At 51.5% G+C, this 21753-nt stretch carries 25 protein-coding genes and 1 other RNA gene; 6 read left to right on the top strand and 20 right to left on the bottom strand.

The features are described 5' to 3' along the window. Positions 1-7: 7 nt before the first annotated feature. The 5 genes from REH51_RS01705 to rsmI all read right to left on the bottom strand — a co-directional run bounded on the left by REH51_RS01705 (position 8) and on the right by rsmI (position 4308). On the bottom strand, positions 8-1714 hold the full coding sequence (locus REH51_RS01705) for a peptidoglycan D,D-transpeptidase FtsI family protein (protein ID WP_498936699.1): 1707 nt from the start codon (positions 1712-1714) through the stop codon (positions 8-10). Then, positions 1711-2046, bottom strand: a complete 336-nt coding sequence (gene ftsL / locus REH51_RS01710; RefSeq protein WP_498936700.1) for a cell division protein FtsL — start codon at positions 2044-2046, stop codon at positions 1711-1713. The genes REH51_RS01705 and ftsL overlap by 4 nt, the downstream gene beginning before the upstream one ends. 2 nt (positions 2047-2048) lie before the next feature. After that, positions 2049-3005 (bottom strand): 16S rRNA (cytosine(1402)-N(4))-methyltransferase RsmH, encoded by a 957-nt coding sequence (gene rsmH, locus REH51_RS01715; RefSeq protein ID WP_009722005.1) that lies wholly within the window; start codon positions 3003-3005, stop codon positions 2049-2051. Positions 3006-3057: 52 nt separating this feature from the next. Beyond that, positions 3058-3418: RNase P RNA component class A (rnpB, locus tag REH51_RS01720), an RNA gene on the bottom strand. 32 nt (positions 3419-3450) lie between these two features. Beyond that, on the bottom strand, positions 3451-4308 hold the full coding sequence (gene rsmI, locus REH51_RS01725) for a 16S rRNA (cytidine(1402)-2'-O)-methyltransferase (protein WP_009722004.1): 858 nt from the start codon (positions 4306-4308) through the stop codon (positions 3451-3453). Between the two features lie 113 nt (positions 4309-4421). On the opposite strand from rsmI, the gene REH51_RS01730 reads away from it, so the two are divergent. The 4 genes from REH51_RS01730 (at position 4422) to REH51_RS01745 (ending at position 7601) form a co-directional block, all read left to right on the top strand. After that, on the top strand, positions 4422-5927 hold the full coding sequence (locus REH51_RS01730) for a penicillin-binding protein activator (protein WP_009722003.1): 1506 nt from the start codon (positions 4422-4424) through the stop codon (positions 5925-5927). Continuing rightward, a complete protein-coding gene (locus tag REH51_RS01735; RefSeq protein WP_009722002.1) occupies positions 5917-6306 on the top strand; it encodes a YraN family protein in 390 nt (129 codons plus the stop codon). The genes REH51_RS01730 and REH51_RS01735 overlap by 11 nt, the downstream gene beginning before the upstream one ends. A gap of 22 nt (positions 6307-6328) precedes the next feature. Beyond that, positions 6329-6922 carry a phosphoheptose isomerase gene (locus REH51_RS01740; RefSeq protein ID WP_009722001.1) on the top strand — a complete coding sequence of 198 codons (594 nt, stop codon included), beginning with the start codon at positions 6329-6331 and terminating at the stop codon, positions 6920-6922. 106 nt (positions 6923-7028) lie between these two features. After that, the gene (locus REH51_RS01745) at positions 7029-7601 is read left to right on the top strand and encodes a BON domain-containing protein (RefSeq protein ID WP_009722000.1); all 573 of its coding nucleotides are present in this window, start codon (positions 7029-7031) and stop codon (positions 7599-7601) included. Between the two features lie 97 nt (positions 7602-7698). Here the strand turns inward: REH51_RS01745 and REH51_RS01750 are convergent, their stop codons facing one another. From REH51_RS01750 to zapE, 8 genes are all read right to left on the bottom strand, one after another. Then, complete coding sequence (locus REH51_RS01750; protein WP_009721999.1) at positions 7699-8187, bottom strand: ClpXP protease specificity-enhancing factor; 489 nt, start codon at positions 8185-8187, stop codon at positions 7699-7701. Positions 8188-8250: 63 nt separating this feature from the next. Continuing rightward, positions 8251-8877, bottom strand: a complete 627-nt coding sequence (sspA, locus tag REH51_RS01755) for a stringent starvation protein SspA (protein ID WP_009721998.1) — start codon at positions 8875-8877, stop codon at positions 8251-8253. Between the two features lie 150 nt (positions 8878-9027). After that, entirely contained in the window at positions 9028-9795 is a 768-nt protein-coding gene (locus REH51_RS01760) for a cytochrome c1 (RefSeq protein ID WP_009721997.1), read from the bottom strand. Then, entirely contained in the window at positions 9795-11054 is a 1260-nt protein-coding gene (locus REH51_RS01765; protein ID WP_009721996.1) for a cytochrome b, read from the bottom strand. Before REH51_RS01765 ends, REH51_RS01760 begins: the two co-directional genes overlap by 1 nt. After that, entirely contained in the window at positions 11054-11653 is a 600-nt protein-coding gene (petA, locus tag REH51_RS01770) for a ubiquinol-cytochrome c reductase iron-sulfur subunit (protein WP_498936702.1), read from the bottom strand. Before petA ends, REH51_RS01765 begins: the two co-directional genes overlap by 1 nt. Positions 11654-11863: 210 nt before the next feature. Further along, complete coding sequence (gene rpsI / locus REH51_RS01775; protein ID WP_009721994.1) at positions 11864-12253, bottom strand: 30S ribosomal protein S9; 390 nt, start codon at positions 12251-12253, stop codon at positions 11864-11866. Between the two features lie 13 nt (positions 12254-12266). Next, positions 12267-12695 carry a 50S ribosomal protein L13 gene (rplM, locus tag REH51_RS01780; RefSeq protein ID WP_009721993.1) on the bottom strand — a complete coding sequence of 143 codons (429 nt, stop codon included), beginning with the start codon at positions 12693-12695 and terminating at the stop codon, positions 12267-12269. Positions 12696-12930: 235 nt separating this feature from the next. Beyond that, a complete protein-coding gene (gene zapE / locus REH51_RS01785; RefSeq protein ID WP_009721992.1) occupies positions 12931-14112 on the bottom strand; it encodes a cell division protein ZapE in 1182 nt (393 codons plus the stop codon). A 232-nt stretch (positions 14113-14344) separates the two neighbouring features. On the opposite strand from zapE, the gene REH51_RS01790 reads away from it, so the two are divergent. Next, positions 14345-14794 (top strand): ZapG family protein, encoded by a 450-nt coding sequence (locus tag REH51_RS01790; RefSeq protein ID WP_009721991.1) that lies wholly within the window; start codon positions 14345-14347, stop codon positions 14792-14794. Positions 14795-14866: 72 nt separating this feature from the next. Here the strand turns inward: REH51_RS01790 and REH51_RS01795 are convergent, their stop codons facing one another. Next, positions 14867-15628 carry a Nif3-like dinuclear metal center hexameric protein gene (locus REH51_RS01795; RefSeq protein WP_009721990.1) on the bottom strand — a complete coding sequence of 254 codons (762 nt, stop codon included), beginning with the start codon at positions 15626-15628 and terminating at the stop codon, positions 14867-14869. 138 nt (positions 15629-15766) lie between these two features. Between REH51_RS01795 and REH51_RS01800 the strand changes: the two genes are divergently transcribed. Further along, a complete protein-coding gene (locus REH51_RS01800; RefSeq protein ID WP_009721989.1) occupies positions 15767-17011 on the top strand; it encodes a Do family serine endopeptidase in 1245 nt (414 codons plus the stop codon). 67 nt (positions 17012-17078) lie between these two features. On the opposite strand, the gene hisD is transcribed toward REH51_RS01800, so the two are convergent. From hisD to REH51_RS01830, 6 genes are all read right to left on the bottom strand, one after another. Beyond that, the gene (gene hisD, locus REH51_RS01805; RefSeq protein WP_009721988.1) at positions 17079-18395 is read right to left on the bottom strand and encodes a histidinol dehydrogenase; all 1317 of its coding nucleotides are present in this window, start codon (positions 18393-18395) and stop codon (positions 17079-17081) included. A gap of 13 nt (positions 18396-18408) precedes the next feature. Continuing rightward, positions 18409-19062, bottom strand: a complete 654-nt coding sequence (hisG, locus tag REH51_RS01810) for an ATP phosphoribosyltransferase (protein WP_009721987.1) — start codon at positions 19060-19062, stop codon at positions 18409-18411. A 28-nt stretch (positions 19063-19090) separates the two neighbouring features. After that, entirely contained in the window at positions 19091-20353 is a 1263-nt protein-coding gene (murA, locus tag REH51_RS01815) for a UDP-N-acetylglucosamine 1-carboxyvinyltransferase (RefSeq protein WP_009721986.1), read from the bottom strand. Between the two features lie 10 nt (positions 20354-20363). After that, the gene (locus REH51_RS01820; RefSeq protein WP_009721985.1) at positions 20364-20615 is read right to left on the bottom strand and encodes a BolA family protein; all 252 of its coding nucleotides are present in this window, start codon (positions 20613-20615) and stop codon (positions 20364-20366) included. 124 nt (positions 20616-20739) lie between these two features. Continuing rightward, positions 20740-21072: an STAS domain-containing protein gene (locus REH51_RS01825; protein WP_009721984.1), complete on the bottom strand. Its 333-nt coding sequence runs from the start codon at positions 21070-21072 to the stop codon at positions 20740-20742. Then, positions 21069-21728 (bottom strand): MlaC/ttg2D family ABC transporter substrate-binding protein, encoded by a 660-nt coding sequence (locus tag REH51_RS01830; RefSeq protein ID WP_009721983.1) that lies wholly within the window; start codon positions 21726-21728, stop codon positions 21069-21071. The genes REH51_RS01825 and REH51_RS01830 overlap by 4 nt, the downstream gene beginning before the upstream one ends. Positions 21729-21753: the final 25 nt, after the last annotated feature.

The following is a 21753-nucleotide window of genomic DNA, read 5'->3' on the forward strand; positions in this document are numbered from 1 at the left end:
TTAAATGCTACTCGACCTCATGATCGGGCGGCACGTCCAGCAAACGTAGGGCATTACCTGTAACGCTAGAGAACACCGGGGCAGCCACCGCTCCGCCATAAAACTCGCCGGCGCGAGGGTGATCAATCATAACGACGGTAACAATACGCGGGTCAGAAATAGGTGCAATCCCCGCAAAAACACTGCGATAAGCATCTGTGGTATAGCCTTGCTGCCCTATTTTACGCACCGTGCCCGTTTCCCCCCCCACACGATAGCCCTCAACGCGAGCTCGCCGTCCACCTGTATAAGCTGCGACCGACGTTTCTAAAATATTCAGCAAATCATTGGCAACCGTAGGCGATATGGCGGGAATGCCTTGGGGAGGTTCAGAAAGCCTTAACAGCGAAGGAGGTAAGCGATCGCCGTTATTTGCAAGCGCTGTGTAAGCACTGGCTAATTGAACTGCTGAAACAGAGAGACCGTAGCCATAGGAAAGCGTCGCTCGCTCGCTTCGAGACCAACGCACTGGCGCCGGCAAACTGCCTGTTGCCTCACCAGGAAAGCCGGTTCCTGGTGCCTGCCCAAGCCCTAATTGATTGTATTTTTCCCAAATGGCAGTATCGCTTAGCTGCAGCGCTAAGCGAGACATGCCTACATTCGAAGATTTTTCTAGAACCCCCGCCAAATCTAACTCACCATAATTACGGAAATCACGAATAGTGAACTGATCCAAGCGCATCCAGCCAGGCGAGGTATCCACCACAGCATCGCGATTTACAACGCCACTTTCTAGTATTGCAGCCATTGCCAGAGGCTTCATAACAGACCCGGGCTCAAACACATCAACTAGTGCCTGATTGCGCAAACCTCGTGGATCCAACCCAGCTCGGTTATTCGGGTTGTAAGAAGGCAAGTTAGCCATAGCCAACACCTCCCCAGTACGCGCATCGAGCATCACTAATACGCCCCCGTCCGCTTCATGTTCGGATACGGCAGCGCGCAATTCTCGATAGGCCATGTACTGAATACGCTGATCAATTGCCAACGTTAACTCACCCCCAGGCTGCGCTTCACGAATAACACCAAGCTCACGCACCAAGCGCCCTCGTCGATCTTTAATGACGCGGCGCTGACCAGGGTGGCCCGCCAGATAAGGCTGATAAGAAAGCTCCAGCCCCTCTTGACCCACATCATCCACATTTGTAACACCGAGTAACTGGGCCGCCACTTCACCTGCTGGGTAGTAACGCTTATATTCACGCTGAGGATAAACACCTGGCGTACGTAGGTTTAGTATTCGCTGAGCCGCTTCTGGTGTCATTTGACGACGAAGATACATAAACTCGCGACTGCTATACCGAGAAACACGCGACTCAAAGTCGTCTAACGACATGCCTAAGGCTTGAGCCAACATTACTCGCTGAATGGCATCTGCAGGTAGCTCTTGGGGGTTTGCCCAAAGCGTCACAACGGGCGTAGAAATGGCCAGCGGCTCACCGTTTCGATCGGTGATCATACCGCGGTGTGCGGGTATTGCTTCATGGCGAAGCGTACGGGCATCGCCTTGACTTTGTAAAAAAGGGCGATCAATTACCTGAAGCAGCGTAATCCTGCCAACTAAGATGGCCGACGCTACCATTACAATGATAAGAATAAATAAAAAACGTCCGCCAGCTAATGGCGGCGCGATAGGCATTTGACGGGATATCCCTCCCCGACTTTCGCGCTTCATGGCCGAATCACCTCGACGTCATTCACATCGGGGATGCGCATTTCAAGCCGTTCCGTAGCAATTTGCTCTATACGGGCCGGAGTAGACCACGCTCCCTCTTCCAATAGCAGCTGCCCCCATTCTGTCTGCAGCTGATTTTTTTCCTGCTCTAATTGCTGTAGTTGCGCATACTGCCCCCGCGTCATATGTGTAGTGGCAACCACTAAACCACCGGTAACAACACACGCTAAAAACAGCACCATAAGAATAACCGGCCACGCGCGAAAACGTAGCTTGAAAGGCCATTCGGTGCGCAACGTTGACGCCCAACGCTCAATCCGATCCATGCTCATGATCACACTCGTTTACGGGCGGCTCGCATGACGGCACTGCGCGCCCGGGGGTTAGCATCTACCTCTTCATCACTTGGGCGCATTCCTTTACCCAAGGCTTCAAGACGGCGATTTAGCTGATCATCGCGAATGGGCACGCCCCGTGGCAAGTGCGTGTCACCACGCACGTGGTGGCGAATAAAGCGTTTTACACGACGATCTTCAAGAGAGTGGAAGCTAATCACAACTAGGTGTCCGCCTGGCGCCAACGCTTCCAACGCCCCTTCAAGCGCTGCATCCAGTTGATCAAGCTCACCATTTAAATAAATACGCAGCCCCTGAAATGCTTTAGTCGCTGGGTGACGACCCTTTTCCCAGGCAGGATGAGCCACTTTTAATACTTCTGCCAAATCGACGGTATGAGTAAAAGGTTTCTCTACACGTCGCGTAACAACGGCACGCGCTAATCGCTTTGCGTAACGCTCTTCACCATAGGTTTTAAACACATTGGCAATATCACTTTCGCTAGCACGGGCTAAAAACGCGGCAGCACTCTCTCCTTGCGTTGGATCCATACGCATATCAAGAGGCCCATTGCGCATAAAACTGAAGCCACGCTCTGGATCATCTAATTGCGGAGAAGAAACGCCGATATCTAACAATACGCCTGATAGCTTTCCGTAAACCCCCTGCTCTTGCGCATATTCGGCTAACCGCGCGAACTCCCGCTGCGTAATGTCGAAGCGAGGATCATCGATATCTTCAGCGGCTGCGATTGCTTGGGGGTCACGGTCCATAGCCATTAAACGACCCTGCTCACTCAAGCGCGAAAGAATAACGCGGGAATGCCCACCTCGCCCAAACGTGCCATCTAAATAAATACCGCTGGGATTATGAACAAGTGTATCTACCGCCCCTTCTAGTAAAACGCTGGTGTGGCGAAAATGGGAAGTAACCTGGTCAGCGTCAGGAGAAGGCATGTTAATCTCACACAATGTTAAGAAAGATGCGAACGGCGCACCTTTTATGGAAATGGGGAGTCGGCCGATAAGCCGGGTTCTGTCGTGGACAGTCATTCCTCTAGGCGCTGCGTCACCACAGCGCTCAAGCAACCTACCCGGACCCAGCGCGGGCCACGCCATTGGGTCCCTATTTGGTCTTGCTCCGAGTGGGGTTTACCATGCCACGCACTGTTGCCAGGCGCGCGGTGCGCTCTTACCGCACCCTTTCACCCTTACCGGCCTCGAAAGGCTTAGGCGGTCTACTCTCTGCTGCACTTTCCGTCGACTTACGCCGCCCAGGCGTTACCTGGCACTCTGCCCTATGGAGCCCGGACTTTCCTCCCCCAACACACTTTTACAAGTGTGTTAGCGGCGACTGTCTGGCCAACTCCGGCGGCAAGCATACCAGCGCCCCGCCGCCGCCTCAATGCTCACCTTTCAATGCTTGCAATCTTGCGTACCATTCTTGCTTTCGGCCACCTAGCATTTTTGCAGCGACAGCGGCCCCCTGCTTAACGCCAACTCCCTCTACCAGCATTGCTTTAAGCAGCTCATCAGCGACAATCGATTGCTCGTCACCGCGCACAACTGGCGGCGCACCTGCAATCATCACTACAAACTCCCCTCGGCTCTGGTTAGGATCTTGTAACAATTGTTCAAGTAATGCCTGGGGAAAACCTTGCAGAAAGGTTTCGTATGTCTTGGTTAGCTCCCTTGCCAACACAACTGCTCTATCCGGCATTTGCTCGCACAAAGCTTCCAGAGTATGCACAATCCGGTGTGGCGACTCATAGAACACCAAGGTTTCCTCACGGGTCTGCCATTTTTCAAGCGCTTGCCGTCGCGCACTTGGCTTGGATGGTAAAAACCCCCCGAATGTAAACCTATCAGTCGGCAACCCAGCTGCTGAAAGCGCGCTGACCAGTGCACAAGGCCCTGGAAGCGGGACGACCTGCCTGCCCCGCAACCGTAACTCTCTGACCAATAAGAAACCTGGGTCGCATATAAGCGGCGTCCCAGCATCACTGATAAGGGCAATATTTTCCCCCGCCATTAAGTAACTATCTAGCGTATCGACTCGCCGCGCTTCATTATGTTCATGTAATGAAAGCATCGGCGTATTAACGCCTAAATGCGCTAACAAGCGGCCGCTGTGACGTGTATCCTCAGCAGCAATACGTGATACTTCTGCTAATACCCGAGCAGCGCGTGGCGATAAGTCTTCCAAATTCCCAATTGGCGTGGCAACCACGTACAATATACCCGGATGTTGGTGTGTCATCGTGACTCCCGATTTGTTAATAGCCTGCACTGACGGTGCGCTATGCTTGTGCAATGGTAAATTTATCTGCTCGTTGAGCGGCGGCAGCGCAAATGGAAACTAAGGAAGGATACATGAAACAGTCAATACGTGGATTATTAGCCACTGCCTTCATGGCGCTTCTAATCACAGGGTGCGCTATGCAACCCCCAAGCGTGGTTGACCGCGTCCCTGACCAGGATGCCAGTCGACTGCTCAGTCAAGCAGAGCAGCAAGCGCCAGAGCAAGCAGCCAAGACTCGACTGGAAGCGGCAAATATCCTCGCTAGACAAGGGCAACGCGACAACGCTTTTGACGCAGCCGATGCGGTTGATGAAAACATGCTCTCAGAATCGGATCGGGTGCGCTGGGCAATGCTTTTCTCAGAACTTGCCCGAGGCCTCGAAAACCCCCGCGCCGTCTTGCGCGCAACCCAAGTGCTTGATGACGAACTTCCCATGCAAGCAAACCAACAAAAAACCCTTGCGGAACGCCAGCAGTGGGCACGCCAAGCCTTGGATCAAGCAGAGCCAGCAAAAGTATCTATACCTGAACTAGAGGGTGTCGACATACGCCGCATTGCAGTGGCATTACCAGAGTCTGGTCCATTAAGTAGCGTGGCTAATGCCATTACTTCCGCCATGCGCAGCCATCACGGCTTACGTGGAGATAATGTACAGCTGAGCTTCATCGATGCGTCTCAATATTCACTAGACGAGATTTATCAACGTGCAGAGCAAATGAATGCTCAGCTTTTGATTGGCCCGATTGATAAAGAGCAAGTCACCCAACTAGAGCAGCGAAATAATGTACCGCTACCCACACTGGCTCTAAACTATGGCAACAGTGCAAGCAATCAAGCGCCCCAACTCCTCCAGTATGGTTTATCTGCTGAAGATGAAGCTCGCCAAGCAGCTCGCCGAGCCTTTCAGGACGGCCATCGTCAAATGTCTATCATGGTGCCCGACAACGCCTGGGGACGACGCGTAGGCGAAGCTTTCTGGAACGAATGGCAAGGCCAAGGTGGTGAGATCACAAACGCCGTACGCTATGATCCTAGCAGCGCCGTGGCTAATGCAGTAAAAACGGCTCTCAATGTCAGCGGCGAGCGCGCCCGCCTTAACAACATTGATGCCTTATTCCTGCTGGCACTCCCCGAGTACGCACGCCAAGTACCGCCCACCATGGACTACTATTACGCCCCCAACCTTCCTATTTATGCTACCTCTCACCTTCATGAAGGGCGTCTACAAGCACGCTTAGATCAAGATCTAAATGACGTGATGTTCATCGATATTCCTTGGCAAATTCCTGACGCAGCGGTAGGTGGTGAAGAGGCACTGCCCTTTTACTCTACGTATGCAGAGCTCCGCAATGAATCTGACGCCTCTATGTTTCGCCTGATGGCAATGGGCGTGGATGCCTACGAACTTGGCATTCGCCTATCAGATCTGTCCGCCCTTGATGGCCTGAATGGAAGCACTGGAACACTTCGCCTTTCAGGTGATGGCAGGGTTTATCGAGAATTACCGTGGGCTAAATTCCAAAATGGCGTGCCTTCGCCCATTTTGATTCCCGGCCTGCTGAACGATGACCAATAATCATCAAAAGTCCAATACACCGCAAACAGCACGAACACGGGGAGCAGCCATTGAGCAATTAGCCGCTCAATGGCTGCAGCAACATGGTTTAACGCTTATCGCTAGCAATCATCATGTCAAAGGCGGCGAGCTAGATCTTGTGATGCAAGACCAGGACACCCTGGTCTTTATCGAGGTCAAACATCGCACCACTACCCGCTACGGTCACCCTTTAGAGACCGTCACTGCTCAGAAGCGACATCGCCTGATACGAGCGGCTAAGCTCTATATCGCGCGACATGCTGTTTCAAGTCCGTGTCGCTTTGATATTCTAGCAATCACGGGCACGCCCCCCACGCTTGAATTCCAATGGGAAAAAGCGGCCTTTGATGCTTACTGATACTTTTAACTAGGAAGCCCTAATGGACTTTCAATCACGCATACTTAATCACTTTAACGCCAGCATAGACACGAAGACGTATGCCAGCGAAGTGCTGCCGCCTTTTATCGAAGTCGCCAGCCAAATGATGGTGCAGTGCTTAGTTAATGAAGGCAAGGTTCTCGCCTGCGGCAATGGTGGCAGCGCAGGTGACAGCCAGCACTTTTCTTCAGAGCTGCTAAATCGCTTTGAACGTGAGCGCCCCAGCCTACCCGCACTAGCGCTGACAACTGATACCTCAACGCTTACTTCGATCGCTAACGACTACAGCTATAATGAAGTATTTTCCAAGCAGATTAGGGCGCTAGGCCAGCCTGGAGACGTCTTATTAGCCATCTCCACCAGCGGCAACTCAGCCAACATCGTTCAAGCCATCCAGGCAGCCCATGACCGCGACATGACGGTAGTCGCCCTAACCGGCAGAGATGGCGGCAACATGGCATCACTACTCGGGCAGGATGACTGTGAGATTCGTGTTCCAGCGACATCAACTGCACGCATTCAAGAAGTTCACCTACTCGTCATTCACTGCTTATGTGATTTAATTGACGAGCAACTATTTGGCGGCGCCAACTAAATAGACAGCACTAAACAAATTAAACCGAGAAGATTAAACTGAACAGATACAATCAAACAGGTAGATTAATACCTGCTTACTTAACATTTTGAAAGGAGTCATCGCTATGGCCCTGCGTTATTCTTCACACAAACTAATTGCCGTTGCGGCACTTAGCGTTATTTTACTCGCCGGATGTGCTAATAACGCGGCATCTAACCCTTCCAATTATGGTCAGCGCAGCAGTGATGTTGAAGCCATTGACACAACTATTGAGCGCGAAGCCTCACGAGCACTGGAGCGCTCAGACGCCCGATTGAGAGATTCACGCATAAGGGCACACAGCTATAACGGCTCATTACTTTTAGTAGGACAAGTACCCAGCGAAGAACTGCGCACTAAAGCAGGTGAAGTCGCAGGCTCCCTACGAGGCGTTAACCAAGTACACAACGAGCTCAGTATTGCTGCGAATTTACCCGCTAGCCAGCGCCTAAACGACACTTGGCTAACCACCAATGTTATGAGCCACCTCGCCACCAATGACCGCATCGATTCATCAAAACTGAAAATCACCACAGAAAACGCGAATGTGTATTTGATGGGCATGGTGACAAGAGATGAAGGCGACCGGATTGCTAACGCAGTATCATCGGTTGGCGGCATTCAGCGAATCGTTAAAGTCTTTGACTATATTGATTGATTAACGCAGAACTATAAAAAAACCTCGTCGTCGGCATTGTGCCGAGACGAGGTTTTTATTCACCAACTGCTTTCTGTAAGATTGTTAAAAAACCACTCTACTTAACTACGCGCAGAGTCGGCTTTTTCTTAGCCTTTTTAGACGACTGATCAGACACGTCGCCCTCTTTTTCCGGGACTGGCTCTGTCACCGTTAATTCGGGCTTAGACGATTCATCAAAAGAGTCTGAAAAATTATCGTCTAGTTCTGCATCATCAAACTCTGCCGCATCCAGCTCTGGCTCATGCCCAAATACCATACCAGCACCATTTTCACGAGCGTATATCGCAATAAGCGCCGGTGTTGGAATCATTACTTGCATAGGCTGGCCGCCAAAGCGAGCGTTAAAACCCATGGCCTGATTTTCCATGAACAGGTCACGCACAGCGGTCGGCGCTACATTCAACACAATTTGCCCATTTTGAACAAACTGACGTGGCACTTCCACGCCAGGCTGGGTAGCATCAACCACCACATAAGGCGTTAACTCATTATCTAACAACCACTCATAGAGAGCTCGGGCGAGATAGGGACGGCTCGATTTCATAAGACTCCCTCCTCCTGACAAATATGCCTCCTTGCCTGATTAAGGAAAAGAGGCAGTATGAATTCAAGCGCGCATCTCTTTTTCACGCTCGTTTAAAGATGCCTTAAACGCTTCACGTTCGAACACCCGCGACATATAGCTCAGTAGAGGCTTCACCTGTTTTTCAGGCAACTCAATATTTAGCTCAGGCAAACGCCACAAAATCGGCGCTAGGCAGCAGTCTACAAGTGTAAACTCTTCACTCATAAAGTAAGGCATGTCTTCAAAGATAGGCGAAATCCCGATGAGGCTTTCGCGCAGCTCTTTGCGTGCCTTTTCCGCTTCTTTTTTACCACCGGTACGTATTTGCTCCAGCATCGGGCACCACTCGCGCTCAATACGATGCATCCACAAACGGCTTTGCGCCCGCGCTACCGGATAAACGGGCAACAGAGGCGGATGTGGGAAACGCTCATCCAAATATTCCATCATGACCTTAGATTCATAAAGCACTAGATCACGATCCAGCAGCGTAGGCACGCTGTTGTACGGGTTGAGGTCTGCTAACTCTTCAGGTGGACGCTCATCGCTGACATCTACGATATCAACTGCCACCCCCTTTTCAGCCAGAACAATGCGCACACGATGACTAAAATGATCATCATTACCAGAGTAAAAGATCATCGACGACCGCTTGGCCACAACACCCATGAAAGCATCCTCGCATCAAAACAATCTTTGATAATAACACGCCAGCGCTAGCTTATGGGAAGGTAACCCGCTTTGCATTACGACTGGCTAAATAAACAAAAAGCGCACGGCTTCCGCCGTGCGCCCGACATGCCTGTCATCACTTAATGGCTAGTGAATGTCTCGCCAGTACTCACGCTTGAGCAGGTAAGCAATCACACCAAAAATGAAAATGAAGATCAGCACTTTAGGCGCCAATGCCTGGGCCTGAAGCTTGGAGGGCTCACCTACATAAGCTAAGAAGTTAGTAAGGTCATACATCGCTTCCTCAAACTCAGCAGGTTCGAGCTCACCGGGCTGGGTCACTTGCAGCACATCACAAGACTGATACTTACCCGACAAAGGATCTGGCGACTGACCCGCCACCGGCTGATCCGTTTCCGAGCACACCAGCTCTTGAACACCCTGCAGAGGCTCCAACACGTTAGGCATCGCAACTAAGTCGAACACGGTGTTGTTAACACCTGTGGGGCGACTCGGATCCCTGTAGAAGCCAAGCAGATAAGAGTAGATCCAATCTGTTCCACGCACACGCGTTTTTAGCGATAGGTCGGGCGGCGGCGCGCCAAACCAGGATTCAGCATTACCACTGTCCATCGCAATGTGCATCTGATCATTAAACGCCAGATCAGAGGAGAAAATCAGGTTCTCTTCAACCAAATCCTGAGGCATCCCCAAATCATCAGCCGCACGAGCAAAGCGCTGATACTGGAGCGAGTGACAGCCCATGCAGTAGTTAACATAGAGCTTCATGCCATTTTGCAGCGAGGCTTGATCGTGCAGATCAGGATCCATCGAATGAGGGACGCTTGCAGCTGGTGCTGCCATCGCCGTTACTGGCACTAACGCGAAAAGGAGTCCAAATAGATACTTTTTCATTAGCCAGTCACCCTTTCCGGAACGGGTTTAGTCTTCTCCAGCTTGGTGTAGAACGGCATCAAGACGAAGAAGGCGAAATAAATGACGGTGCATACTTGTGCCAGAATGGTTCGCCCCTCGGTTGATGGCAACACACCTAAAACACCGAGAATAACGAAGCTGATCGCAAATAGCAGCAGCATAACTTTCGACATCCAGCCTTTATAACGCATAGAGCGCACCGGACTACGATCCAGCCAGGGTAGAACAAACAAGATCGCGATCGCGGCCCCCATGAATATAACGCCGAGGAACTTAGCGTCTAAGCCAAACACCGAGAAAGTGATCGCGCGGAGAATGGCGTAGAAAGGCGTCATATACCAAACGGGCGCAATATGATCAGGCGTCTGCAGCGGGTTTGCTGGGTCAAAGTTTGGCCTTTCAATAAAGTAGCCGCCGCCCTCTGGGAAGTAGAACACCACCACACAGAAAACAAACAGGAAGACCGCAATACCCACCAAGTCTTTTACCGTGTAGTAAGGATGGAAAGGAATTCCGTCCAGCGGCACACCGGCCTCATCTTTCTTCTGCTTGATATCAATGCCATCTGGGTTGTTAGAACCCACTTCGTGTAGCGCAATGATGTGCAGCACAACAAGCGCTAAAATGACGATTGGCAGAGCAACCACATGCAGCGCAAAGAAACGGTTTAGGGTAATACCTGAAATCAGGAAGTCACCACGAACCCACTGTGCCAAGTCAGGACCAATACCAGGAATCGCTGAAAACAGCGAAATAATAACCTGGGCGCCCCAGTAAGACATCTGGCCCCATGGCAACAGGTAGCCCATAAAGGCTTCCGCCATTAGCACCAGGTAAATAGTCATACCAAAAACCCACACTAGCTCGCGAGGCGCCTTGTAGGAACCATACAAAAGGCCACGAAACATATGCAGATAGACGACAAGAAAGAAGGCAGAGGCGCCCGTGGTGTGCATATAGCGAATCAACCACCCCCACTCCACATCACGCATTATGTATTCGACAGAATCGAATGCACCTTCAGCAGAGGGGTTAAAGCTCATGGTAAGCCAAACCCCGGTCAGGATTTGGTTAACCAACGCCAGAAGCGCTAACGAGCCAAAGAAATACCAAAAGTTGAAGTTTTTCGGCGCGTAGTATTTGGAAAGATGCTCTTGCCACATTTGAGTAGCAGGGAAGCGATCATCTACCCACCGCATGATGCCTTTTTCCGCCTTGGCTTTATTCGGATTACCCATTAGGCAGTCTCCTCATCTTCGCCGACGACAATGATGTCATCATTTTCAAAGCGGTAGGGTGGAACCTCAAGATTGGTCGGCGCAGGTACGTTACTGAACACGCGACCGGCTAAGTCAAAGCGGGAGCCATGACATGGGCAGAAGAAACCACCCGGCCAGTTGTCCACCCCTACGCCTTCGGCATTGGGCTCAGGCCGAAACAGCGGCGAACAACCCAAATGTGTACAGATACCAATCAGCACGCCTATTTCTGGCTTGATAGAGCGCAAACCACCTTGGATATAGGCTGGCTGCTGCGGCACTTCCGAATCAGGATCCGCTAAGGTGTCAGCACCCAACGCTTCAGTTCGCTCGATCATTTCGGACGTACGATTAATAATCCAAATCGGCCGACCGCGCCACTCAACGGTCATACGCTGCCCAGGTTCTAGCTTCGATATATCAGCTTGAACAGGAGCACCTGCCGCTCTTGCCCTGGCACTAGGCTGCCAAGAAGCCACAAAGGGAACCGCACCCCCGACCGCGCCCCCCGCCCCCACAACGGAGGTGGCGCCTACGAGGAAACGGCGCCGACCTTTGTTTACGCCGTTATCTGCCATTTCTGGTTTCTCCCATCAGCTTACCCGTTCCGCCGCAAAGGCGTCTTGCGACGACGAATATCAAATACGCTCTATGTTAAAAAAACAAAGCGCTCTGCACAAGAACAACCGCCCGTGACCATGGTGGTATAAGCGTTATAATTTTTTGATATTCCAATAAAAAGCGACCAGGTCTTTGACCTGGGCGCTTTTTTGCCGCATAGCGTGAAATTAACGCTTAGAGAACTGCGGACGACGACGTGCTTTACGCAGACCGACTTTCTTACGCTCAACCTGACGGGCATCGCGGGTTACATAACCGGCGGCGCGCAACGTTGGGCGCAGATCTTCATTGTAGTTCATCAGGGCGCGAGTGATACCGTGACGAATGGCACCTGCTTGAGAGGAGCCACCGCCGCCAGCAACAGTGACAAACACGTCAAACTGATTCAGCGTTTCAGTCAACTCAAGCGGTTGACGAACAACCATACGACCGGTAACACGACCGAAATACAGGTCTAGGTCTTGGTTGTTGACAGTAATTTTGCCAGAGCCCGGCTTCATAAACACGCGAGCGGTGGAAGTCTTGCGGCGCCCGGTACCGTAATACTGCTGTGTCATGGCGAAGATTTCCTCAGATGTTCAGTTCAAGCGGCTGTTGGGCAGCATGCGGATGCTCGGCACCGGCGTACACTTTTAACTTGGAGTACATAGCGCGACCCAAAGGACCTTTCGGCAACATGCCTTTAACGGCAGACTCAATAATGCGCTCAGGGGCATGATCAAGCATTTTGTCGAATGTCATAGAGCGCAGACCGCCCGGGTAACCAGTGTGGCGATAATAGGTTTTAGCCTTCGCCTTGTTTCCGGTTACGTGGACTTTTTCAGCATTGATAACAACGATGTAGTCGCCAGTATCAACGTGAGGAGTAAATTCGGGCTTATGCTTGCCACGCAGGCGGCGAGCAATCTCGGTTGCCAGACGACCGAGCGTTTTGTCCGTAGCGTCGACTACATACCAGTCGCGCTGGACGGACTGCGGCTTAGCACTGAACGTCTTCATGGATAAAATCACCAGATTAAGTGTATTGGGTAGCTCACACCGCTAGATAAGCGATGAAGCACCATCCCTATTTTTTTTGGTTGCCAGAAAAAAAACCAGCAACATGCAGCGAGGCGGCATTCTACAGCAAGCGCAGAAGTAAGTTAAGTGCCGCCACTGTTTTTTATTGGCATCGTTTTTACTTGCACTGCATTTATTAGTGCCACGCCCGGAACTCAGCCACTAACATCCGTCGTTATGGCTTATGGGGTAACGCCAAATAATCTTTAGACTGCATCTCCTGCAGACGCGACAACGTCCGCTGAAATTCAAATGTCAGCTTCCCATCGCTGTACAGCGCCTCAACCGGCACCTCTGCCGACATCAACAACTTAACCCCACGATCATAAAACTCATCAACCATATTAATAAAACGGCGAGCCTGGTCGTCTGTCTTTGCATTCATCTGGATAACGTTAGATACCAAAACCGTATGGAATTCTCTAGCAAGCTCGATGTAGTCATTCTGGCTACGCGGCCCATCACATAGCTCAACAAACTCAAACCACGCCACATCTTCATGGAGACGGCGCGTCTTTAAAACACGATGATTAATCTCTAAGGGCGCACCCTCCTCGCCCTCATGTCCCGCTATTTCTCTAAAGCTTCTGCTTAGCTCCCGCTCCGCCGCTTCATCAAGCGGCGCATGAAAAATTTCGGCTCGCTCCAGGGCACGCAAACGGTAGTCAATACCAGAATCGACGTTAACGACCTCGCAGTGACGATTCACTAGCTCAATGGCGGGAACAAACCGCGCGCGCTGCAACCCATCTTTATAAAGGTCGTTAGGCACTATATTCGATGTAGCAACCAATACCACTCCGCGCTCAAACAGCGCCTCAAGCAAATTGGCCAAGATCATCGCATCGGTAATATCTTTGACAAAAAACTCATCAAAGCAGATAACACGCGTTTCGGCTGCGAACTTGCCAGCAATCAGCGTCAGAGGATTCTTTTCACCCTTGTAGTGCGTCAACTCATTGTGGACGCGCTGCATAAAGCGATGAAAGTGGGTGCGCATCTTTTCAGGGAACGGTAGAGCCTCGTAGAAGGTATCAACTAGATACGTTTTGCCGCGCCCCACGCCCCCCCAAAAATAGAGCCCTTTTACGTCGGGCAGCGCTGGCTCATCTGTACTAGCCTTTTTACCAAGCAGCCCGGCAACCTTTGCTTTTAACCCTTTGCTAGCAACAACGGCTTTAGGAGCGCTAGCAGGCGTGGCTAACAACTCATCATAAAGGCGCTGAAGATGCTTAACCGCCTGCTCTTGAGCAGGATCATACTGGAAGTCGTCACGCTTTAAGTCTTCTTGATACCGCGCAAAAGGCGTTAGTCGGCTCGCCTGCTCACTGTCTTGACGTGCAGATAATGATGACATCAACTCGCTCCCGCAGCGCACATCGTGAACGAAACTGTGACGTGGTAAGGACACAGCCTGCTCAAATAAAAAAGAGATATTATACGCTGCATAATGACTGAGCGCATGAGTGGATTGACCCAACCAACGGATACGCGCCTATAATGGTCAAGCTTTGTTAAGCTGTTTGTTAAACTATTTGTCAAACCCCGCCATGCGCTTGGTGGCGTGCATCACCTCTAGGGAGAATACTGTGGAAGCAAGCTCGCCATTCACTTTTGCGATTATTGGTCTCGTTATTGGATTTGCTATCGGCTTAGCGTGTTATCGCCTGTTTAGCAAAGGCCAACGTGACCACGCCACATTAAAACAGGCATTGCTTGAGCGTGAGCATCAAATAGCCGAGCTAAAGAAAGGCATGGGAAGCCACCTCTCTGGCATTCAGCAGCACTTAATTAATATTCGCCATGAAGCTGATCAGCTAGAGCAGCAAATAGAGCGCGAAGCTGCAGAATGGAAGCTGGAAACAACCAAACCCTCTACCGCGAATGAGCCCGCGCCTAGCACTGAGGGTGAAAGCGATGTTAACACCCCGCGTGATTATGCTGATGGCAAAAGCGGCACGCTATCTGAAGACTTTGGCTTAAAGGACAGTTTAAAAGAGCATGATGTGGCTAGACCTCAGCAACCACCTCGTTATTAATAAATAACGAGGCTAATGCCTCTAAAGCATCCGCATAGCAAACCGATGCGGATGCTTTCAAAGCCAGCAGCACTAGGCTGGATTATCAATATCTACAAATCGATGCTCTACGCCATACTCACTTGCTAACCACTCGCCAAGCGCCTGAACACCAAAGCGCTCGGTAGCGTGATGGCCCGCAGCAATGTAATGAATGCCCATCTCTCTAGCCAAATGCGTAGTGCGCTCTGATATTTCCCCAGACACGAAAACTTGCGCCCCTGCGTCATAAGCCGCCGTGATCATATCCTGGGCGCCTCCAGTACACCAGGCGACCCTTTCTACAGGGCCAACTAAAGGCGACTCGACCACTAAAGGTGCTCGCTGAAGTACGGCGGCTAATTGGGCCCCCAGCTCACCTACGCTTAGCGGCTCAGACAATCGACCGGACCACAACAAACCTTCACCAAGCTCACCATCAATGCATCCCTCTACCTTCCAACCCAGACGTTTTGCCAGCTCGGCATTATTGCCAAACTCTGCATGCGCATCTAATGGTAAGTGGTAGGCAAGTAAGCTCATTTCGTTATCAAGCAGTGTTTTAATTCGCTTTTTCTTCATTCCGGTAATGGTTACCGGTTCATTTTTCCAGAAATAACCATGATGCACTAACACCATGTCCGCTCGCCAAGCGACCGCTTCCTCCAGTAATGCCTGACATGCCGTCACGCCTGACATCACCCGCGTTACGTTGTCACGCCCCTCCACCTGAAGGCCGTTAACGGTAAAATCTTTAAATTGCGATGACCGCAATTGATGGTCGCAAGCAGCGACTAGTTGGTCGCGATTGATCACACTGACTCCTTAACCGATTAACAGGCTATCGTGAGGAACATCTCAATAAAGTGTTACGATGGAACTATTGTAAATCTCGCTTCGCGTTATCGCGAACCTCGCGACCATTTAGACTATCATCCGCTGAGGAAATTTCGCATGCACCGCTTTGTGCTGCCCTATATATGGCCGATCATTACCGGGCTATTGCTCGCCGCCTTGGTGCTACTTGCCTTCCCAGAGTATTTGCCTAATCCATTTCGGCAAACGCCACCAGCAACCGTCGAACCCCCCTCCTCGCTAGTAGCTACCAGCGGCGAGCCAGCAGCAAATCGACCCGCCCCTGAAATCCGACAAGCAGAACCACTCAACCGCAATCAAGGGCCTGCAAGCTACTCCAACGCTGTTAATCAAGCGGCGCCAGCGGTCGTCAATATCTATTCGTCACGCATTGTTGAACGCGATCAACATCCATTAATGTCCGATCCTTTTTTCCAACAGTTCTTCAGCGGTGACGATGCCACCACTCACCAGCGCATGCTGTCGAGCTTGGGCTCTGGCGTTATCGTCAGCCATGATGGTTACGTGCTGACCAATCACCATGTTATTAATGGCGCTGACCAGATACAGGTAGCACTTCGCGATGGCCGAGAAACACTTGCAGAGGTCATTGGCACCGACCCAGAAAGCGACCTCGCCGTTTTACGTATTACCCTTGATGATTTGCCAGCGATTGAGCTTGCTGACTCAGAACAGGTAGCCGTGGGTGATGTAGCACTCGCTATCGGCAACCCTTTCGGTGTTGGGCAAACAGTTACCATGGGCATTATCAGCGCGACGGGGCGCAGTCACTTAGGCTTAAATGCTTACGAAGACTTCATTCAGACTGATGCAGCGATCAACCCAGGCAATTCCGGGGGTGCATTAATCAATCCTGATGGTGCTTTAGTGGGCATTAATACGGCTATTTTCTCTCGATCAGGGGGATCACAAGGAATTGGCTTCGCTATTCCAGCCAACCTTGCCCACAGCATTTTGAATGAGCTTGTTACCCGCGGTCGCGTTATACGCGGCTGGCTAGGCATAGAGGCACAAGCACTTTCCCGTGAGCTGGCCGCATCGTTTGGGTTAAGAACACCTCAGGGCGTGATCGTCGCTGGCGTCGTCAAAGATGGCCCTGCCGCTAAAGCAGGGCTACAGCCCGGCGATGTCCTACTGTCCATTGATGGTCAGGTGATCTTAGATGCTCGGGCCACAATGAGTGCTATCGCGTCCATTCCACCAGGCACAGAACTACCGCTGACGATTGTAAGAGGCGGTGAGCGCATGGACATGACACTTGAGGTAGGAGAACGGCCGGTGCCAACGAATGCTACTTTAGGAGAGCATCAGAGCGACTCGTAAGTCGCTCTGATGCATATCTACGCTTGTTCAGACAGGTTTTTTCAGACGGCGCTTTTTCAAACACTGCTCAATCGTTAATACGATACTCAGCTGAGCGCGCATGGGCCGTCAGTGATTCGCCCCGGGCAAGTACAGACGCTATTTTACCAAGCTCAGACGCACCATCAGGCGAACAGTGAATAATGGATGAGCGCTTCTGGAAATCATAAACTCCCAGTGGCGATGAGAATCGGGCCGTTCCAGACGTGGGCAGCACATGATTCGGCCCCGCACAATAGTCGCCCAGAGCTTCAGAAGTATGCCGCCCCATAAAGATAGCCCCAGCGTGGCGTATTTGATCAAGCCAATCGTTTGGTGCCTCGACAGAAAGCTCAAGGTGTTCGGGCGCAATGCGGTTGATCAATTCAATAGCTTCAGCTTGATCTTGGCATAGAATTAATGCTCCGCGGCGCTGCAGCGAAGCACGGGCAATTTCTTCCCGCTCAAGTGTCGGCAGTAACCGCTCAATAGAAGCCTCTACAGCATCCAGATGGGCAGCGTTCCAGCTAACCAAAATCGCCTGGGCATCCTCATCGTGCTCAGCCTGGGAAAACAGATCCATCGCCAGCCAATCCGGGTCTGTTTGACCGTCGGATACCACCATGATTTCAGAAGGGCCTGCAATCATATCAATACCGACCTGACCAAACACCGCACGCTTTGCAGTCGCCACGTAGATATTTCCAGGCCCTACAATTTTATCTACCCGCGGAACGCTTTCAGTACCATAGGCAAGCGCCGCAACCGCCTGAGCCCCACCAATCGTGAACACATAATCGACGCCCGCCAGATGCGCGGCCGCCAGCACAAGGTCGTTCAGCACACCATCCGGGGTCGGCACAACCATCACTATCTCGCGCACGCCAGCCACATGGGCAGGGATTGCATTCATCAGTACCGATGAGGGATAAGCCGCTTTTCCACCTGGTACATAAATACCCGCACGATCCAAGGGCGTTACCTTTTGACCAAGCACCGTTCCATCAGCCTCTTCGTATTGCCACGAGTTTGGCTTCTGACGCTCATGATAACGCTTAATGCGCTCAGCGGCGGCGGACAGCGCATTACGCTGCTCAGCAGACAGACTGTCAAAGGCCTTTTTCAGTTGCTCAGGAGATAGGCGTAGCTGCTCCATACCTTCGACTGACAGGCGGTCAAAACGATTTGTCGCCTCGACCACAGCACTGTCACCTCGCTGCTTTACATCTGCCAATATCTCTTCAACACGAGCCTGCACTGCCTTATCAGACACCCCTTCCCAATCCAGCAGCGTATCTAAATGCTGATGAAATGCCCCATCAACAGTCGAGAGACGGGCAATGGTGGCTGTGGACTTATCGCTCATGGTAAACCTCGCGTCATTCAATAGGCTGAGTCTGGCGCTTTTTAACCGCACTTTCCAGGCGGGCTAACAATGGTTTAATACGGTCATGCTTCATGGTCATGGCCGCTTTATTAACCACTAGACGGGTGCTGATATGAGCAATTAGCTCACGAGGTTCCATGCCATTGGCGCGTAGCGTATTACCAGTATCCACGATATCGACAATTTCATCGGCCAAGTTCATCAGAGGCGCGAGCTCCATCGCCCCGTATAGCTTGATCACCTCGGCTTGAATGCCCTGCTCTGCGTAGTAACGCCTCGCCACGTTAACAAACTTGGTGGCCACACGGCGGCGTGCTTTGGCAGGCGGCTGACCTGTCACACCCGCTGTCATTAGCTTGCAACGAGCAATATCCAAGTCCAAAGGCTCATATAGACCCTCAGCGCCATGTTCAAGAAGAACATCCTTACCCGCAATTCCCACATCTGCAGCACCCAGCTGCACGTAGGTCGGCACATCGGTTGCACGGATAATAACCAACTTTACATCTGGCAAATTGGTGTCAAACAACAGCTTACGACTTTTACCCAAATCTTCAGCTGGGGTAATCCCCGCATCTGCCAACAGTGGCAGCGTTTCTTCTAAAATACGCCCTTTTGAAAGGGCTAAAATCAGTTGCTTACTCATTGTTTAGGCCAATGGTTAATAACATGGCTCAGCCGGGAATACGGCGAATGCGCGCACCCAGCAGCTGTAATTTTTCCTCAATGCACTCATAACCACGATCGATATGATAAATACGATCTACAAGCGTTTCGCCTTCGGCCATCATTGCCGCGATCACCAATGACGCTGATGCACGAAGGTCGGTAGCCATTACCGGCGCACCTGAAAGCTTTTCTACGCCTTCAATCAGTGCCGTATTACCTTCAAGGGCTATATTCGCCCCCATCCGGTTTAGCTCTTGTACGTGCATAAAGCGATTTTCAAAGATGGTCTCCACCACTCTTGAATGCCCCACGGCGACAGCATTCATCGCCACAAACTGTGCCTGCATATCGGTAGGAAATGCAGGATAGGGCGCGGTGCGAATATTAACCGCTTTTGGACGCTTGCCGTGCATATCCAACGCGATCCAATCATCGCCACTGGTAATCTCAGCACCGGCTTCCTCAAGCTTCGCAAGCACCGCTTCTAAAATATCGGCACGGGTGCGCTTAACTTTCACGCGGCCACCCGTCATGGCAGCGGCTACCAGAAAAGTGCCCGTTTCGATGCGATCAGGCATGACATCGTGCTCGCAGCCGTGCAGCGTCGCAACGCCCTCGATCACGATAGTGTCAGTACCGTGCCCACGAATATTAGCCCCCATCTTGATCAAACACTCGGCGAGATCGACGATTTCCGGCTCGCGCGCAGCATTTTCAAGAATCGTAGTGCCCTCTGCGAGCGTGGCCGCCATCAACAGATTCTCAGTGCCCGTCACCGTGACTGTATCAAAGAAGATGGTCGCCCCTTTCAAGCGCCCATCGACTCGGGCACGAATGTAACCCGCTTCAACGCGGATCTCAGCGCCCATCGCCTCAAGACCACGAATATGCAAATCAACAGGGCGAGAACCAATTGCGCACCCCCCTGGCAGAGAAACATCCGCCTTACCGAAATGCGCTAACAACGGGCCTAACACCAGAATGGAGGCGCGCATCTTTTTAACTAGCTCGTAGGGAGCATGACACTGCGTTACCTGCGAGCCATCAAGCTGAATACTGAGCTTCTCGCCCATCACGGGCTCAACACCCATTCGCCCTAGCAACTCCAGCGTAGTGGTGATGTCTTGCAAGTGAGGCAAATTACCAATGATCACAGGGCCATCGGCCAAAAGGCTTGCGCACAAAATTGGCAACGCCGCATTCTTCGCGCCACTCACCCACACTTCGCCGTCTACCGACCCATTGCCAGTAATGATTAATTTATCCATAAAGTGGCCGCTACTGAGCGTTTTCCGGTGCAGTTTGCCACTGCGCCGGAGTAAACGTTTTGATACTAATGGCGTGGAGAGCGCCGGATGCAATTTCGTCATTTAGCGCCGCATAGACCAGTTGCTGACGCTTTACAGGAGAAAGACCTTCAAAAGCTTCGCCAACCGCGATCACCTGAAAATTGCAGCCTTCACCCTGGATATGAAAATCACATCCATCGATGCGGGACTCAAGCAGTGCTTTTACCTCGTTGGGTTGCATAAGACAGGAAACTCCTTTGGGTCATTGAATTAGGTAATTGAGATAGCTGGGGACGTTGAATAAGTGAGGAACAGGGGAACATGATAAAGAAAAGCGGCACGCTTGGCGATGCTGGACGATCCACTCACGCCTCAGCGTTGGGCGAACCTATTAGCGCATCAAGCTCGGCAAGCGATGTTAAACGCTCAAGCGGAGTAGACAACGCAATCGACGTGACGACAACTCCCAGCGAGTGACAAGCACGCAGCCATTCAAAAAGCACGCTAATTGCCGCGCTACTTGCCTTTGAAACTTCTGAAAAATCAAGAACAACACCTGTTAACTGAGCACTCTCAAGCCATTTAACGCCTACAGCGGCCACTTCGGCCGCTGCATTGACATTGAGATCCCCCTGAACCGCCAACGTGCAAGACTGCGCAATCAGCGAAACATGGGGCGTAGATAGCAACGTCGTCACGCGCTGCCCCCTTGCTCAAGCTCGTCGACGCCAATTTCGGGTGACCAGCTACGAATTACCGCATCATAGTCACGGTTATTTTCGCGCATTGACTGATCAAACTGATTGCGGAACGTCAGCCCTAAATTAATGCCATTAACAATAACATTGACCACTTTCCACTCACCGTCCGAAAGCCGCAGGCTATAGCTAACGGGGTAAACTTGGCCATTATTGGCAACAACTTCCATATCAACGCTGGCTTGGTCTTCATAGCGCTGGCCGCGCTGGTCGGTCAGCACTCTCAGCTCATCATAGTCAAACGTCACCAGCCCACGCGTGTAAGTGTCAATCAGGGTTTGGCGAAAGACGTCAGCGAACCGACTACGCTGTTCTGGCGTTGCATTGCGAAAGTAACTTCCCATCACACTAGCGCCAATATAACGAAAATCCGCCACATCATTCAGGCTGTCGTTGACTAGCGCTTTAAGCTCATCAAGATTATTGGAGTAGTAATCTTCTCTACCGTTAATTTTCTCCATGAATTCATTGACGTTTTCACGAACTATCGCTTCTGGCGATTTCGACTGAGCCTGAGCAACAAAAGGCAGCAGGGCAACCGCTAGCGCCAACAAAAAAAGCACACGGCGGGCCAACATTACGCTATTTTCTTTCATTAAAGTCACCTCTTAACAACTGGCA

The sequence above is a fragment of the Halomonas bluephagenesis genome, from assembly GCF_054790765.1.

Excerpts from the sequence above, each read along its gene's own strand:
- REH51_RS01705 (WP_498936699.1), bottom strand. The coding sequence starts at position 1,714 with ATGAAGCGCGAAAGTCGGGGAGGGATATCCCGTCAAATGCCTATCGCG.
- ftsL (WP_498936700.1), bottom strand. The coding sequence starts at position 2,046 with ATGAGCATGGATCGGATTGAGCGTTGGGCGTCAACGTTGCGCACCGAA.
- rsmH (WP_009722005.1), bottom strand. The coding sequence starts at position 3,005 with ATGCCTTCTCCTGACGCTGACCAGGTTACTTCCCATTTTCGCCACACC.
- rsmI (WP_009722004.1), bottom strand. The coding sequence starts at position 4,308 with ATGACACACCAACATCCGGGTATATTGTACGTGGTTGCCACGCCAATT.
- REH51_RS01730 (WP_009722003.1), top strand. The coding sequence starts at position 4,422 with ATGAAACAGTCAATACGTGGATTATTAGCCACTGCCTTCATGGCGCTT.
- REH51_RS01735 (WP_009722002.1), top strand. The coding sequence starts at position 5,917 with ATGACCAATAATCATCAAAAGTCCAATACACCGCAAACAGCACGAACA.
- REH51_RS01740 (WP_009722001.1), top strand. The coding sequence starts at position 6,329 with ATGGACTTTCAATCACGCATACTTAATCACTTTAACGCCAGCATAGAC.
- REH51_RS01745 (WP_009722000.1), top strand. The coding sequence starts at position 7,029 with ATGGCCCTGCGTTATTCTTCACACAAACTAATTGCCGTTGCGGCACTT.
- REH51_RS01750 (WP_009721999.1), bottom strand. The coding sequence starts at position 8,187 with ATGAAATCGAGCCGTCCCTATCTCGCCCGAGCTCTCTATGAGTGGTTG.
- sspA (WP_009721998.1), bottom strand. The coding sequence starts at position 8,877 with ATGGGTGTTGTGGCCAAGCGGTCGTCGATGATCTTTTACTCTGGTAAT.
- REH51_RS01760 (WP_009721997.1), bottom strand. The coding sequence starts at position 9,795 with ATGAAAAAGTATCTATTTGGACTCCTTTTCGCGTTAGTGCCAGTAACG.
- REH51_RS01765 (WP_009721996.1), bottom strand. The coding sequence starts at position 11,054 with ATGGGTAATCCGAATAAAGCCAAGGCGGAAAAAGGCATCATGCGGTGG.
- petA (WP_498936702.1), bottom strand. The coding sequence starts at position 11,653 with ATGGCAGATAACGGCGTAAACAAAGGTCGGCGCCGTTTCCTCGTAGGC.
- rpsI (WP_009721994.1), bottom strand. The coding sequence starts at position 12,253 with ATGACACAGCAGTATTACGGTACCGGGCGCCGCAAGACTTCCACCGCT.
- rplM (WP_009721993.1), bottom strand. The coding sequence starts at position 12,695 with ATGAAGACGTTCAGTGCTAAGCCGCAGTCCGTCCAGCGCGACTGGTAT.
- zapE (WP_009721992.1), bottom strand. The coding sequence starts at position 14,112 with ATGTCATCATTATCTGCACGTCAAGACAGTGAGCAGGCGAGCCGACTA.
- REH51_RS01800 (WP_009721989.1), top strand. The coding sequence starts at position 15,767 with ATGCACCGCTTTGTGCTGCCCTATATATGGCCGATCATTACCGGGCTA.
- hisD (WP_009721988.1), bottom strand. The coding sequence starts at position 18,395 with ATGAGCGATAAGTCCACAGCCACCATTGCCCGTCTCTCGACTGTTGAT.
- hisG (WP_009721987.1), bottom strand. The coding sequence starts at position 19,062 with ATGAGTAAGCAACTGATTTTAGCCCTTTCAAAAGGGCGTATTTTAGAA.
- murA (WP_009721986.1), bottom strand. The coding sequence starts at position 20,353 with ATGGATAAATTAATCATTACTGGCAATGGGTCGGTAGACGGCGAAGTG.
- REH51_RS01820 (WP_009721985.1), bottom strand. The coding sequence starts at position 20,615 with ATGCAACCCAACGAGGTAAAAGCACTGCTTGAGTCCCGCATCGATGGA.
- REH51_RS01830 (WP_009721983.1), bottom strand. The coding sequence starts at position 21,728 with ATGAAAGAAAATAGCGTAATGTTGGCCCGCCGTGTGCTTTTTTTGTTG.